This is a genomic window from Sphaerimonospora mesophila (assembly GCF_001417795.1).
GTDB classification, from domain to species: Bacteria; Actinomycetota; Actinomycetes; order Streptosporangiales; family Streptosporangiaceae; genus Sphaerimonospora; species Sphaerimonospora mesophila.
Genome location: NZ_BCBX01000050.1, coordinates 53,369 through 67,543, shown reverse-complemented (window position 1 = coordinate 67,543; position 14,175 = coordinate 53,369). Strand labels below are relative to the sequence as shown.

9 protein-coding genes are annotated in these 14,175 nt (G+C 70.8%); 8 read left to right on the top strand and 1 reads right to left on the bottom strand.

Features of this window, described 5'->3' with window-relative positions; all coding sequences use genetic code 11:
- Window positions 1–35 precede the first annotated feature (35 nt).
- The 8 genes from AP234_RS29665 (at window position 36) to ileS (ending at window position 12,666) form a co-directional block, all read left to right on the top strand.
- Window positions 36–914, top strand: a complete 879-nt coding sequence (locus AP234_RS29665) for a DUF4429 domain-containing protein (RefSeq protein ID WP_055483056.1) — start codon at window positions 36–38, stop codon at window positions 912–914.
- A gap of 259 nt (window positions 915–1,173) precedes the next feature.
- On the top strand, window positions 1,174–1,263 hold the full coding sequence (kdpF, locus tag AP234_RS29660; RefSeq protein ID WP_055483055.1) for a K(+)-transporting ATPase subunit F: 90 nt from the start codon (window positions 1,174–1,176) through the stop codon (window positions 1,261–1,263).
- Window positions 1,263–2,912 (top strand): potassium-transporting ATPase subunit KdpA, encoded by a 1,650-nt coding sequence (gene kdpA, locus AP234_RS29655; protein WP_055483054.1) that lies wholly within the window; start codon window positions 1,263–1,265, stop codon window positions 2,910–2,912. Before kdpF ends, kdpA begins: the two co-directional genes overlap by 1 nt.
- Before the next feature lie 3 nt (window positions 2,913–2,915).
- Complete coding sequence (gene kdpB / locus AP234_RS29650; protein ID WP_055483053.1) at window positions 2,916–5,015, top strand: potassium-transporting ATPase subunit KdpB; 2,100 nt, start codon at window positions 2,916–2,918, stop codon at window positions 5,013–5,015.
- An 8-nt stretch (window positions 5,016–5,023) separates the two neighbouring features.
- Window positions 5,024–5,872, top strand: a complete 849-nt coding sequence (locus AP234_RS29645; protein WP_055483079.1) for a potassium-transporting ATPase subunit C — start codon at window positions 5,024–5,026, stop codon at window positions 5,870–5,872.
- Window positions 5,873–5,877: 5 nt separating this feature from the next.
- Window positions 5,878–8,451, top strand: coding sequence for a DUF4118 domain-containing protein (locus AP234_RS29640; protein ID WP_055483052.1), 2,574 nt, complete (start codon window positions 5,878–5,880; stop codon window positions 8,449–8,451).
- A complete protein-coding gene (locus tag AP234_RS29635; protein ID WP_055483051.1) occupies window positions 8,448–9,116 on the top strand; it encodes a response regulator in 669 nt (222 codons plus the stop codon). Before AP234_RS29640 ends, AP234_RS29635 begins: the two co-directional genes overlap by 4 nt.
- A gap of 388 nt (window positions 9,117–9,504) precedes the next feature.
- Complete coding sequence (ileS, locus tag AP234_RS29630; RefSeq protein ID WP_055483050.1) at window positions 9,505–12,666, top strand: isoleucine--tRNA ligase; 3,162 nt, start codon at window positions 9,505–9,507, stop codon at window positions 12,664–12,666.
- Here the strand turns inward: ileS and AP234_RS29625 are convergent.
- A complete protein-coding gene (locus tag AP234_RS29625) occupies window positions 12,653–14,149 on the bottom strand; it encodes a hypothetical protein (RefSeq protein WP_055483049.1) in 1,497 nt (498 codons plus the stop codon). The two genes, ileS and AP234_RS29625, sit on opposite strands and share 14 nt — an antisense overlap.
- Window positions 14,150–14,175: the final 26 nt, after the last annotated feature.

The window sequence follows — 14,175 nt, the reverse complement described above, 5'->3', positions numbered from 1 at the left end:
AATATGAGACGGTCGCCGTGTTCTAGGCTGGCGGCATGGCGGAGATCGTCGTATCGGACGGATCATGGACGTTCGACGGTGAACGGCTGCGGATCGTGCCGGGCAGCGGGAAGGACGTCCATGAGCTGCGGAAGGTGCTCGGAGAGCTGGTGATACCGCTCCAGGCGATCGCCGGAGCGGCCTTCGAGCCCGCACGCAAGGGGGGCCACCTGCGGCTTCGCCTCAGGAAAGGGGCCGACCCGCTGACGGAGGCCGTCGCCGGCGGACTCGGCGCCCCCGCTGACCCCTACCGCCTGGCCGTCCCCAAGGACCGTACGGGCGCAGCGGAATACCTCGCCGACGAGATCCGCGACTCCCTTCAGATCTGGCAGACGCCGAGCGACCCCTGCGACGGCTTCCTCCTGCCCGGCCCTGCCGTACCCGTGTCGGCCTCCGCGGGCGACGGCGTCGTGAGCTTCGACGGCGAGCGCGTGCGCATCGAGTGGACCCTGTTCGCGAAGTCGGTCAAGGAGTCCGCCGGTCCGCAGGAGTTCCCGCTGGCCGACCTGGCCGGCGTGGAGTGGAAGCCCCAGTCCGGTCTGGGCTACGGCAGCCTCCGCTTCCGGCTGAAGGGCGCCGGACCGGGCGGGCCGCCGGAGAATGACCCGCGCTGCCTGTCCTGGGGCGTGCAGCGCTTCGGCGGCACGACTGCCCTCGTCGCCGCCGCCGTGCTCGCCCGCCTGCCGCGCGAGACGAAGGAGCCCCTCCCGCTCCCCCCGCCCGCCGCCGACGGCCACGAGGCGCCCGACGATCACGACGTGCTCATCCGCCGGCTGACCGAGCTCGGCGAGTTGCACCGATCCGGTGTGCTCACCGACGAGGAGTTCCGTACGGCCAAGCAGGCCGTGCTCCGCCGCCTCACCGGCGGTTCCTGACCGGGGACGAACCCGGCCGCCCCGCGCCCCCGGCGGCGTACGGAGCGCGTAAATACCCATCGCTCCGGCGTAGGGAACACGTCAAGAAACCCCACCAGAGGTACAGCGGGGTATTCGCTTGGCTCATGCCGCCCCCCGTTTCCCGGGGACGAGCGAAGCCTCGGCGTGAAGGAGTGGGGATGACCGACGTCGTCTTCGTCGCCCTGACGGTCGTGATATTCGCGGCCTTCGGGCTCCTGGTGCGGGCGGTGGAACGGCTGTGAGCGCCGTCAACGCCGCCGGCCTCGTCATCGCGACCGGCCTGGTCGTCTTCATGATTGTGGCGATGCTGTTCCCGGAGCGTTTCTAGTGTCCGGGGTCGTCTTCATCGCCTCCCTCGTCGTCTCCCTGGCCCTGGTGCACAGGCCGCTTGGCGACTACATGTACCGGGTCTATTCGGGGACTCGTCACAGCGCCGTCGAGCGCGTCGTCTATCGCCTGATCGGCGTCCGGCCGGACGCGGAGCAGACCTGGGGCGGCTACGCGCGCGCCGTGCTGGCCTTCTCCGCGGTGTCCGTCCTGGCCCTGTACGGCCTGCAGCGGCTCCAGGACAGGCTCTTCCTGAGTCTCGGCATGGGACCGGTGCCCGATCACATCGCCTGGAACACGGCGATCAGCTTCGTGACCAACACCAACTGGCAGTCGTACTCCGGTGAGTCCACCATGGGCCACCTGACGCAGATGGCCGGGCTGGCCGTGCAGAACTTCGTGTCGGCAGCCGCCGGCATGTCGGTGGCGATCGCGCTGGTGCGCGGCTTCGCACGCGGCCGGACCGACCTGCTCGGCAACTTCTGGGTGGACCTGGTCCGCGGCACGATCCGCATCCTGCTGCCGATCGCGTTCGTCGGCGCGCTCACGCTGGTGGCGGGCGGGGTGGTGCAGAACTTCGCGGGCCCGCAGGAGCTGACGACCCTGACAGGGGGCGCCCAGGACGTCACCGGGGGCCCGGTCGCGAGCCAGGAGATCATCAAGGAGCTGGGCACGAACGGCGGCGGCTTCTACAACGCCAACGCCGCGCATCCCTTCGAGAACCCGACGAGCTGGACGAACTGGATCGAGATCTTCGCGATCCTGCTGATCCCGTTCTCCCTGCCACGCGCCTTCGGCCGGATGGTCGGCCAGGTCAGGCAGGGGCACGCCATCACGGCGATCATGGCGGTGATGGCCCTGACGAGCGTCACCCTGACCGGTGTCTTCGAACTCTCGGCCGGCGGCACCGTGCCGCAGGCGATCGGCGCGGCGCTGGAGGGCAAGGAGGTCCGGCTGGGGGTCGCCGACTCGGCCGCCTTCGCCGCGGCAACCACGCTCACCAGCACCGGTGCGGTCAACTCGTTCCACGACTCCTACACGCCGCTCGGCGGCATGATGACCATGGTCGACATGATGCTCGGCGAGGTGGCCCCCGGTGGCGCCGGCTCGGGACTGTACGGCATGCTCGTCCTCGCCGTGATCACGGTCTTCGTGGCGGGACTCATGGTGGGCCGGACCCCGGAGTATCTGGGCAAGCGGATCGGCCCCCGTGAGATCAAGCTCGCCGGGGCGTACTTCCTGGTCATGCCGATCCTGGTGCTGGTCGGCACGGCGCTGGCCATGGCCTCTCCCGAGCAGCGCGCGAGCATGCTGAACAGCGGGCCGCACGGCCTGTCCGAGGTGCTCTACGGCTTCGTCAGCACGTCCAACAACAACGGATCGGCGTTCGCCGGGCTGACGGTGAACACGCCCTGGTACGACGTGGTGTTCGGCCTGTGCATGGTCATCGGCCGGTTCCTGCCGATCATCCTGGTGCTCGGGCTCGCCGGGTCGCTGGCGACGCAGTCCGCCGTCCCCGAGTCGGCCGGCACCCTGCCCACCCACCGGCCGCAGTTCGTCGGAATGGTGATCGGGGTGACGGTCATCCTCGTCGCCCTCACCTTCCTCCCCTCCCTCGCACTCGGGCCGCTCGCAGAAGGACTTTCATAGGAAATGTCAACATCGGTGGAAGTCAGGGTCAGAGGCGGCGTGCTCGAGCCGCACCGGCTCCTCACATCACTCCCTGACGCGATCAGGAAACTGAACCCCGCCACGCTGTGGCGCAACCCCGTGATGTTCGTCGTCGAGATCGGCGCGGTGTTCACGACGGTCCTGGCGATCGCCGACCCCTCGGGCTTCGCCTGGGCGATCACGGGATGGCTGTGGCTGACCGTGCTGTTCGCCAACCTGGCCGAGGCGGTGGCCGAGGGCCGGGGCAAGGCCCAGGCGGCGACGCTGCGGGCGGCCAGGCGCGACACCACGGCACGCCGGCTCAGGAACGGGACGCCGGACGGACGTGCCGCGTGGGACGTCGTGGGCGCCGCCGAGCTCCGTCAGGGCGACGTCGTCGTGGTCGAGGCGGGGGAGATCATCCCCGGTGACGGCGACGTCGTCGAGGGCATCGCCTCGGTGGACGAATCGGCCATCACCGGCGAGTCCGCGCCGGTGATCCGCGAGTCCGGCGGCGACCGCTGCGCCGTCACCGGTGGCACCAAGGTCCTGTCGGACCGGATCGTCGTACGGATCACCCGGCGGCCCGGCGAGAGCTTCATCGACCGGATGATCGGCCTCGTCGAGGGCGCCGACCGGCAGAAGACCCCCAACGAGATCGCCCTGAACATCCTCCTGGCCGCTCTCACCATCATCTTCCTGGTCGGTGTGGCGACCATGCAGCCGTTGGCGATCTACTCCAAGGCCCAGAACCCCGGCATCCCGGACACGCTCACCCTCGACTCCGACGGGGTCACCGGTGTCGTACTGACCGCGCTTCTCGTCTGCCTCATCCCGACGACCATCGGAGCGCTGCTGTCGGCCATCGGCGTCGCGGGCATGGACCGCCTCGTCCAGCGCAACGTACTGGCGATGAGCGGCCGGGCGGTCGAGGCCGCCGGCGACGTGCACACTCTGCTCCTCGACAAGACCGGCACCATCACGCTGGGCAACCGGCAGGCGTCGGAGTTCGTCCCGGTCGACGGCGTCTCCGAACTGGAGCTGGCCGAGGCGGCGCAGCTCGCCAGCCTCGCCGACGAGACCCCCGAGGGCCGCTCGGTCGTCGTCCACGCCAAGCGGGCGTACGGCCTGCGCGAGCGGCGGCCGGGCGAGCTGGAACACGCGGAGTGGGCCGCCTTCACCGCGCAGACCCGCATGTCGGGCGTGGACGTGAACGGGCGCAGGATACGCAAGGGCGCGGCGGCCGCGGTCACCGAGTGGATCGTGGTCAACGGCGGACGTCCCGGCGGCGACGTGGCCGCCATCGTCGACGGTGTCTCCGCCTCCGGCGGCACCCCCCTCGTGGTCGGGGAGGCGACCGAGGACGGAGCCCGGGCGCTCGGGGTCATCCACCTGAAGGACGTGGTCAAGGAGGGCATCCGCGAGCGGTTCGCGGAGATGCGCGAGATGGGCATCCGGACCGTGATGATCACCGGGGACAACCCGGTGACCGCGCGGGCGATCGCCCGGGAGGCGGGGGTGGACGACTTCCTCGCCGAGGCCACCCCCGAGGACAAGCTCGCCCTGATCAAGCAGGAGCAGGAGGGCGGCAGACTGGTCGCCATGACCGGGGACGGCACCAACGACGCCCCTGCCCTGGCCCAGGCCGACGTCGGAGTCGCGATGAACACCGGCACCTCGGCGGCCAAGGAGGCCGGCAACATGATCGACCTCGACTCCAGCCCGACGAAGCTCATCGAGATCGTCGAGATAGGCAAGCAGCTCCTGATCACGCGTGGCGCGCTCACCACGTTCTCGATCGCCAACGACATCGCCAAGTACTTCGCGATCATCCCGGCGGTGTTCGCCGCGGTCTACCCGGGCCTGGACGTGCTGAACATCATGCGGCTGCACAGCCCGCGATCGGCCATCCTGTCCGCCGTCGTCTTCAACGCCCTGGTGATCGTCGCGTTGATCCCCCTGGCTCTGCGCGGGGTGCGCTACCGGCCCGCGAGCGCGTCCAAGCTGCTGTCGCGCAATCTCTCCCTGTACGGCCTGGGCGGCATCGTCGCCCCCTTCGTCGGGATCAAGATAATCGACCTGTTGCTGCCGGTGATGTCCTGATGATTCGCATGACTCGCCTCCCCGGCCGGCTCACCCGGCAGGTCCCCACGGCCGTCAGAACCCTCGTGGTGCTCACGCTGATCCTCGGCGGGCTGTACCCGCTGGCGGTCACCGGCGTCGCCCAGGCCTTCTTCCACGACCGGGCGAGCGGATCGATCGTGCGGGAGAACGGGAAGAACGTCGGCAGCGCGCTGATCGGCCAGCTCTTCACGGACCGGAACGGGAACCCGGTCAGGAAGTACTTCCAGAGCCGCCCGTCCGCCGCGGGCGACGGTTACGACCCGCTGTCCACCTCGGCGAGGAACCTCGGCCCCGAGGACGTCGTCGACAGCCCCGGCAGGCCGTCGCTGCTCACCCAGGTCTGCGCCCGGTCGAAGGCCGTCGGGGAGTTGGAGGGGGTGAGCGGGGCCAGGCCGTACTGCACGACGGACGGAGTCGGCGCGGTGCTGAAGGTCTTCCCGGCCGTCGGCCCGGTCGCCAGGGCCGTCAGCGTCAACCAGCCCTGCCCGGTCAGGCCGTTTCTCTCCATCTACCAGGGTGTGAAGGTAGAATGCGCGAGTCCGGACGGAGACTACGCGACCGGCCGCACCGTTCCCGTCCGCGGAGATGTCCGAGCGGTCGTCCCGCCGGACGCCGTTGCGGCGAGCGGCAGCGGCCTCGATCCGCATATCTCCGTCGCCTACGCGGAACTACAGGCACCCCGGGTCGCCCGAGAACGCGGCCTCGCCCCGGCCGCGGTGGAGGCGCTCATCAGGGAGCACACCATGGGCCGGGCACTCGGGTTCATGGGCGAACCGGCGGTCAACGTGCTGGAACTCAACCTGGCTCTCGACCGGGCTCTCGGCAAGGAGCGCTGATCGGCATGCGACGCGGGCGGCTGCGTGTCTACCTCGGCGCGGCACCCGGGGTGGGCAAGACCTACGCGATGCTCGGCGAGGGCCTGCGCGCCCTCGATCGCGGCCGGGACGTCGTCGTGGGCCTGGTCGAGACCCACGGCAGGCCCCGTACGGCGGAGCTGGTCGTGGGCCTGGAAGTGGTCCCCCGCAAGCCGGTCGTCCACCGTGGGACCGCGTTCGCCGAGCTCGACGTCGACGCCGTCCTGAGACGGGCGCCGAAGATCGCGCTGATCGACGAGCTCGCCCACACCAACGTGCCGGGCTCGCGCAACGCCAAACGGTGGCAGGACATCGAGGAGATCCTCGACGCCGGCATCGATGTGATCTCCACCGTCAACGTGCAGCACCTGGAATCGATCAACGACGTGGTCGAGCAGATCACCGGTGTCCGGCAGCGCGAGACCGTGCCGGACGAGGTGGTCCGGCGCGCCGACCAGGTCGAGCTGGTCGACATGTCGCCGGAGGCACTGCGCCGCCGCCTGGCACACGGCAACGTCTACGGGCCGGAGCAGGTGGACGCCGCCCTGTCCAACTACTTCCGCGTTGGCAACCTGACCGCGCTGCGGGAGCTGGCGCTGCTGTGGGTCGCCGGGAAGGTCGACGACCAGCTCGACCGCTACCGGGCCGAGCAGGGCATCACCGTGCCCTGGGAGGCCAGGGAGCGGGTCGTCGTCGCGCTGACCGGAGGACGCGAGGGCGACACCCTGATCCGGCGGGCCGCCCGCATCACGGCCAGGACCAAGGGCGCGGATCTGCTGGCCGTTCACGTCACCGGCGGCGACGGCCTGCTGGGCGGGGATCCGGCACTCCTGACCCGCCAGCGCGCGCTCGTGGAAAGCCTCGGCGGCAGCTATCACCAGGTGGTGGGTGACGACGTGCCGCGGGCGCTGCTGGAGTTCGCCCGGGGCGTGAACGCCACCCAGCTCGTGCTCGGCGCATCCCGGCGGGGCCGGCTCGCCCAGATCCTCAGCAGAGGTGTGAGCGTCGAGACCATCGCCCGCTCCGGGCCGATCGACGTCCACATGATCACCCATGACGAGGCCAGGCGGGGGCGGCGTCGCTCCTCCGGGTCCCGCGCCGCGCTGACCCGGGGCCGCCGGCTCGCCGGCTGGGCGGTCGCCGTCGCCGTGCTGCCGATGCTCACCGCCGCGCTGGTGCCGTACCGCGACACGCTGGCGCTGCTGAGCTTCATCCTGCTGTTCCTCACCACCGTGATCGGCGTGGCCCTGATCGGGGGCATGTGGCCGGCGATCACGGCGGCGGTCGGCGGGTCGCTGCTGCTCGGCTACTACTTCACACCGCCCACGGGCGAGTTCACGATCGCGGACCCGGAGAACCTCTTCGCCCTCGTCGTCTTCGTGCTGGTCGCCGCCGCGGTCAGCACGGTCGTCGACATCGCCGCACGCCGGACGCGGGAGGCGGCCGCCGCCGGCAGGGACGCCGAGATCCTCTCGACCCTGGCAGGGCACGTGCTCCGGGGCGAGGCCGCCGTGCCGTCACTGCTCGCCCGGATGAGGGAGGCCTTCGGCTTCACCTCCGTCACTCTCCTGGAACGACGCCCGGAGGCGGGGCGCGGTCCGGACGACCGGTCCGATCCAGAGACGTGGCTGATCGCGGCGACCTCCGGAGGCCCCCCGTGCACCTGCCCCGGCGGCGCTGACACGGACGTGGACGTCGGCGACGACCTGGTCCTCGCCGCCCGCGGACGGCTTCCGGACGCCTCCGGCCGCCGCGTGCTCGAGGCGTTCGCCGCCGAGATCGTCGTCGCGCTGCGTCAGGAGCGGCTGAAGGCGGAGGTCGAGCAGGCCAAGCCGCTCGCCGAGGCCGACAGGATGCGCACCGCGCTGCTCGCCGCCGTCAGCCACGACCTGCGGACTCCCCTGGCGTCGGCGAAGGCCGCCGTGGAGAGCCTGCGGACGACCGAGATCGACTGGTCGCGCGAGGACCAGGAGGAACTGCTCGCCACCGCGGACGAGTCCCTCGCCAAGCTGGACCGTCTGGTCGCGAACCTGCTCGACATGAGCAGGCTGCAGGCCGGCGTGCTCGGCGTCGCACTCCAGCCGGTCGCCCTGGAGGAGGTCGTCCCCCACGCCCTCGACGATCTCGGTCCCCTCCGGGACAGGCTCGAGACCGACATCTCCGTCGAACTGCCGGAGATCGCCGTCGACCCGCCGCTGGTGGAACGCATCCTCGTCAACCTGGTGACCAACGCGCTCCGCTACACTCCGCCGGGCGACAAGGTCCTGATCCGGGCCGGCCACCACGGGAACAACGTGGAGATTCGCGTCATCGACCGTGGACCGGGCATCCCGTCTGAGGCACACGACCGGGTCTTCCTGCCCTTCCAGCGGCTCGGCGACCGGGACAACCACACCGGAGTCGGCCTGGGCCTCGCGCTCTCCCGAGGGCTGGCCGAGGCGATGAAGGGCAGTCTCGTCCCTGAGGAGACGCCGGGCGGCGGGCTCACCATGGTGCTCGCACTGCCGGTGAGCGCACCGGTGAGCACGCCGGCGTGCGAGCGACGATCGGAGGCCCCGTGACCCGTGTCCTCGTCGTGGACGACGAACCGCAGCTCCTCAGAGCGCTCCGGATCAACCTGACCGCCCGCCACTATCAGGTCGAGGTCGCCTCCGACGGGACCTCGGCCCTGCGCGTGGCCGCCGACCGGCACCCCGACCTGGTCGTACTCGATCTCGGCCTGCCGGACATGGACGGGGTGGAGGTCGTCCACGGGCTGCGCGGCTGGTCCGCTGTGCCGATCCTGGTGCTCTCCGGCCGGGCCGAGAGCGCCGACAAGGTCGCCGCGCTCGACGCCGGGGCCGACGACTACGTCACCAAGCCGTTCAGCATCGACGAGTTACTGGCCCGGGTCCGGGCCATCACCCGGCGGGCCGCCGTACCGGAGGGCGAGCTCGCCCGCGTCCGGATCGGCGAACACGTCGTCGATCTGGTCGGTAAGACCGTCTCGGGCGAGGTACGGCTGACGCCCACCGAGTGGCACATCCTGGAGATCCTCGTGCGCAACCCCGGCAGGCTGGTGAGCCAGCGGCAGTTGCTGACCGAGGTTTGGGGCACGACCTTCATCAAAGAGACCCACTACCTGCGCCAGTACCTGGCCCAACTCCGCCGGAAGCTCGAACCGGATCCGGCCCACCCCGTCCATCTGATCACGGAGCCCGGAATGGGGTACCGCTTCAGCCCTTGAGCGCCCCGCCGCGCGGGCGGCCGACGGATATCAGGAAGCTCTCACGGCCGGTCTGCGTTATCGTCATAGTCTGCAAGGTGTCGATGGGGACAGTACCTCCGCATCCACTCGCGTGAGCGACCCGGGGACGGTGTGAGCCCGGGGCGGGTCGCGGCGGGAAGATCACCCCGGAGCCGCCGGAAGAAAGGCCGTGCACGGCGACGCGTCGGCCGAGTAGAACCGGCAGCAGGACGAAACGAGAGGGCGCCCGGCCCCGAGTTCCCGGCGAGAGCACCGTGCTCGCGACGAGAGTGGAAGTGCCCGGACGCCAAGAAGGGTGGTACCGCGGAGCCGCAGGCTTCGTCCCTTCGCGTCATGTCATGACCACGCGTGGAGGTCCCGCCCGACTATGTCTTCCGAGTCTTCCCCCTGTTTCCGCTCGCTGCCCGCGCAGGTCGACCTGCCGGCGCTGGAGCGCGAGGTGCTCGACCGCTGGCGGGACGGAAAGGTGTTCGAGCGCTCGCTGGAGCAGAACGCCGCCGGCCCGTCCTGGGTCTTCTACGAGGGCCCGCCAACGGCGAACGGCATGCCGGGCGTCCACCACATCGAGGCCCGCGTCTTCAAGGACGTCTTCCCCCGCTACAAGTCGATGCGCGGCTACCACGTCCCCCGCAAGGCGGGCTGGGACTGCCACGGCCTGCCGGTCGAGGTCGCGGTCGAAAAGGAACTGGGCCTGTCCGGCAAGCCCGAGATCGAGGCGTACGGCATCGCCGAGTTCAACGCCAAGTGCCGCGAGTCGGTGCTGCGGCACGTCGACGCGTTCGAGGAGATGACCGAGCGGATGGGCTACTGGGTCGACATGTCCCAGGCCTACCGCACCATGGACCCCCGGTACGTCGAGGCCGTCTGGTGGTCGCTCAAGGTCATCTGGGACAAGGGGCTGCTGTTCCGCGATCACCGGATCACGCCCTACTGCCCGCGCTGCGGCACCGGCCTGTCCGACCACGAGCTGGGCCAGCCGGGCGGGTACGAGACCGTGTCCAGCCCGTCGGTGTTCGTACGCATGCCCGCGACCTCCGGTCCGCTGGCCGAGCTGGGCGCTTCGCTGCTGATCTGGACCACCACCCCGTGGACCCTCGTGTCCAACACCGCGGTCGCCGTACACCCGGACGTCACCTATGTGGCCGCCAGGCACGGCGACGAGGTGCTGGTAGTGGCCGAGCCGCTGCTGACGCGGGTCCTCGGCGAGGACGCCGAGGTGCTGGCCGCCTTCTCCGGCGCCGAACTGGAGCACACGACCTACACCCGGCCGTTCGACCTGGTCGACATCGAGGACGCGCACTACGTCGTGCTCGGCACGTACGTCACGGTCGAGGACGGCACCGGCCTGGTCCACCAGGCGCCCGCTTTCGGCGCCGACGACATGGCCGTCTGCAAGCGGTACGGCATGCCGGTGGTCAACCCGGTCGGGCCGGACGGCCGTTTCCTGCCGGACGTGCCGTTGGTCGGCGGGACGTTCTTCAAGGACGCCGACGAGGCGCTCACGGCGGACCTGCGCGAGCGCGGCCTGCTCTTCCGCGGCGGCCACTTCGAGCACAGCTACCCGCACTGCTGGCGCTGCCACACTCCGCTGCTCTACTACGCGCTCCCCTCCTGGTACATCAGGACGACCGCGATCAAGGAGAGGCTGCTCGCCGAGAACGAGCGGACGAACTGGTTCCCGGACACGATCAAGCACGGCCGGTACGGCGAATGGCTGCGTAACAACGTCGACTGGGCGCTGTCGCGGTCCCGCTACTGGGGCACCCCGCTGCCGCTGTGGACCTGCCCGGAAGACCACGTCACCTGTGTGGGCTCCCTCAAGGAGCTGGGCGAGCTCGCCGGCCGCGACCTGACGGCGTTGGACCCGCACCGGCCGTACGTCGACGACGTGACGTTCCCCTGTCCCACCTGTGAGGCGCAGGCCCGGCGGGTGCCCGACGTCATCGACGTGTGGTACGACTCGGGCGCGATGCCGTTCGCCCAGTGGGGCGCGCCGCACGTCAACGCCGACGTGTTCGAGAAGTCGTATCCGGGCCAGTTCATCTGCGAGGCCATCGACCAGACCCGCGGCTGGTTCTACTCGATGATGGCGGTCGGCACGCTGGTCTTCGACCGGTCGTCGTACGAGAACGTGCTGTGCCTCGGCCTGATCCTCGCCGAGGACGGCCGCAAGATGAGCAAGCACCTCGGCAACGTGCTCCAGCCCATGCCGCTCATGGACCAGCACGGCGCGGACTCCCTCCGCTGGTACATGGCGACCTCGGGCTCCCCCTGGGCGCCCCGCAGGATCGGCCACGCCGCGCTTGAGGAGATCGTCAGGAAGGTCCTGCTCACCTACTGGAACACGACCTCGTTCTTCACCCTGTACGCCAATGCCGAGTCGTGGTCGCCGAAGCGGCTCGCCGAGGCCCCGCCGTACGGCGAACGCCCGCTGATCGACCGATGGGCGCTGGCCGAGCTGCACCGGACCGTGGCCGAGGTCACCGAGTCGATGGACGAGTTCGCCACCGCGCGGGCCGGACGCCGGCTGACCGAGTTCCTGGACGACCTGTCCAACTGGTACGTCCGGCGGTCCCGGCGCAGGTTCTGGTCCGGGGAGGCCGCGGCGTTCGCCACGCTGTACGAGTGCCTGGAGACCGTCACCCGGCTGATGGCGCCGCTGGTGCCGTTCATCACCGACTACGTGTGGGACGTGCTGCGCGACGGCGAGGCCGCGCCGTCGGTCCATCTGGCGACCTGGCCTGAGGTGAACACCGCCCTGCTCGACCCCGAGCTGTCCGAGCGGATGACCCTCGTGCGCAGGCTCGTCGAGCTGGGCCGGTCGGCCCGCGCCTCGTCGTCGGTGAAGACACGGCAGCCGCTCGGCCGGGCGCTGATCGGCGCGCACGGCTGGTCCGCGCTCCCCGACGACCTCCGCCGGCTGATCGCGGAGGAGCTGAACGTCCAGCGGCTGGAGGATCTGTCCACGTTCTCGGCCGACCTGGTGACGTTCACCGTGAAGCCGAACTTCCGTACCCTCGGCAGGCGCTTCGGCTCGCACACCAAGCAGGTGGCCGCCGCTGTGACCGCCGCCGACCCCACGGACCTGGCCAAGACCATCCGGTCCGGCGCCGCCGTGGCGGTGGAGATCGCGGAACTCGGCGCGGTCGAGCTCGGCCCGGACGATGTGATCATCACTGAGCAGCCCAGGACGGGCTGGGCCGTGGAGACCGGAGCGGTCGACACCGGCACGGGCGAGACGGTGGCGCTGGACCTGACGATCACCGATGAGCTGCGCCGGGCCGGCGTGGTCCGCGAGGTGATCCGACTGGTTCAGGAGGCGCGCAAGTCGACGGGCCTGTCGATCACGGACCGGATCGAGCTGTGGTGGTCGGCCGACGGCGAGGTGGCGCGGGCGCTGCGCGACGGCGGACAGAGCGTCGCCGACGAAGTCCTCGCGGTGAGCTTCACCGAGGGTGCGCCCGACGAGACGCTCCCCCCGCACGAGGAGCCCGACCTCGGCCTCGTCTTCCGGCTCAGGAAGGCGTAACGGCGCAGACCGAGCAGGGGGTCAGTCCGGCCGACTCGGCCTCCTGCCCGGGCATCGTCTCGATGTCGGCCTTATCGGCGGCACGCAGCAGTGGGCACTCGGCGCGATGGTAGCGCCGAGTGCCGACCATCACCCGCACCGTGACGCCGGAGGCGAAGGTCGAGGCGGTCGACGCCGAAGGTGAAGTAGAGGTGGAGCCTGCCGGGGCCGGGAGGCCGGCGCGCCCGGCTTCCGCGGTCTCGGCCGGCTCCACCGGCTCTGTGGCGGCGTTCCCCGCGGAGGCGGGGCCGGGCCGCTTGAACCAGTCGATCGGTTCGGCTGCGGCGGAGGCCTTGGGCTCGGGGGAAGCCGGGGTCTTCGCGGAGGTCTCCGCCGGAGTGGTCTTGGCCGCCGTCGACGACCGATCGACCGATCCGGCCGGCTTGGTCACCACCGCCGGGAACTCGGCGGTGTCGGCGGGATCCGGCTCATCGGCATCCGAACCGACGGTGCTCTCGGGGTCCTTGGTGGGAACGTCGGCTCCGCCGGGCTTGGCTGAGTTACCGGGCTTGGCCGTGTCGTCGGGCTTTGCCGTGTTACCGGGCTCGTTCGCGGCGGACCGGTCTGCGCCACCGGACCTGCCGACGTCGCCGGACTTGTCCGTACCGCCGGGCTCGCCGGTATCACCGGGCCGCTGCGGGCCGCCGGGGTCGTCCGTACCACCGGGGTCCGCCGTACGCGCGGCGCTCTCCGGGGTCTCGGCCTCCGGGGCGGTGTCGACGGTCTCGCCCGCCGAGCCGTCAACGCGCTGTGAAGTCTTGTGGTCATCCCGAGCGGCTCGGCCGTCCGGGGTCTTTCCGCGCTCCGGATGTCCGGCGGTCTCGGGCATCGGCCCGACCATCGGACTCTCGGCGGTCTCAGCCGCCTCCGGGCTCCTGTGGCCTTCGGCCTGGCACGTGGTGCATGGGGTGAAGCCCTCCTCGCGGGCTTCCTCGACGGTGAGCTCCTCGACCTCGCGTCCCGCGAGCTGGCGGCAGTTCGGCAGATGGAACCGCCTGCGGCCGGGGATCACCAGCACGATCGAGTCGGAGCCCAACCCGCGCGCCGCCGGGACCGGCGGGCGGGTGACCGGCGCGGCCACCGGCATGGTGGCCGGGGCGGGGACCGGCGCCGAGGGTGGAATGGCGACCGCCCCGTGATGAGGGAGCTGCCCAGGCGTCCCACCGAGCATCGCACCGACCGGCATGGCGCCGGTGTGCGCGACGGCGTTCGGGAACTGAGGGGGAACGGAGGGACCCTGGGGGGTGTTGACAGGCCCGACGGCGGCACGCCCGCCTGCGGGGAACAGCTCGTGGCGCCTCAGCAGAGCCCCGATCAACAGGCAGACCGCGGACAGCACGCTGATCACGATCGACCACATCACGAGAAACGGTTTCGCCAGCACCACGCCCGCGATGAGCAGGACGATGGCGGCGAGAACCAGAGCGGCACTGATGAGGATCACGGGGGGACTCCGAGTTACCGGGTTCG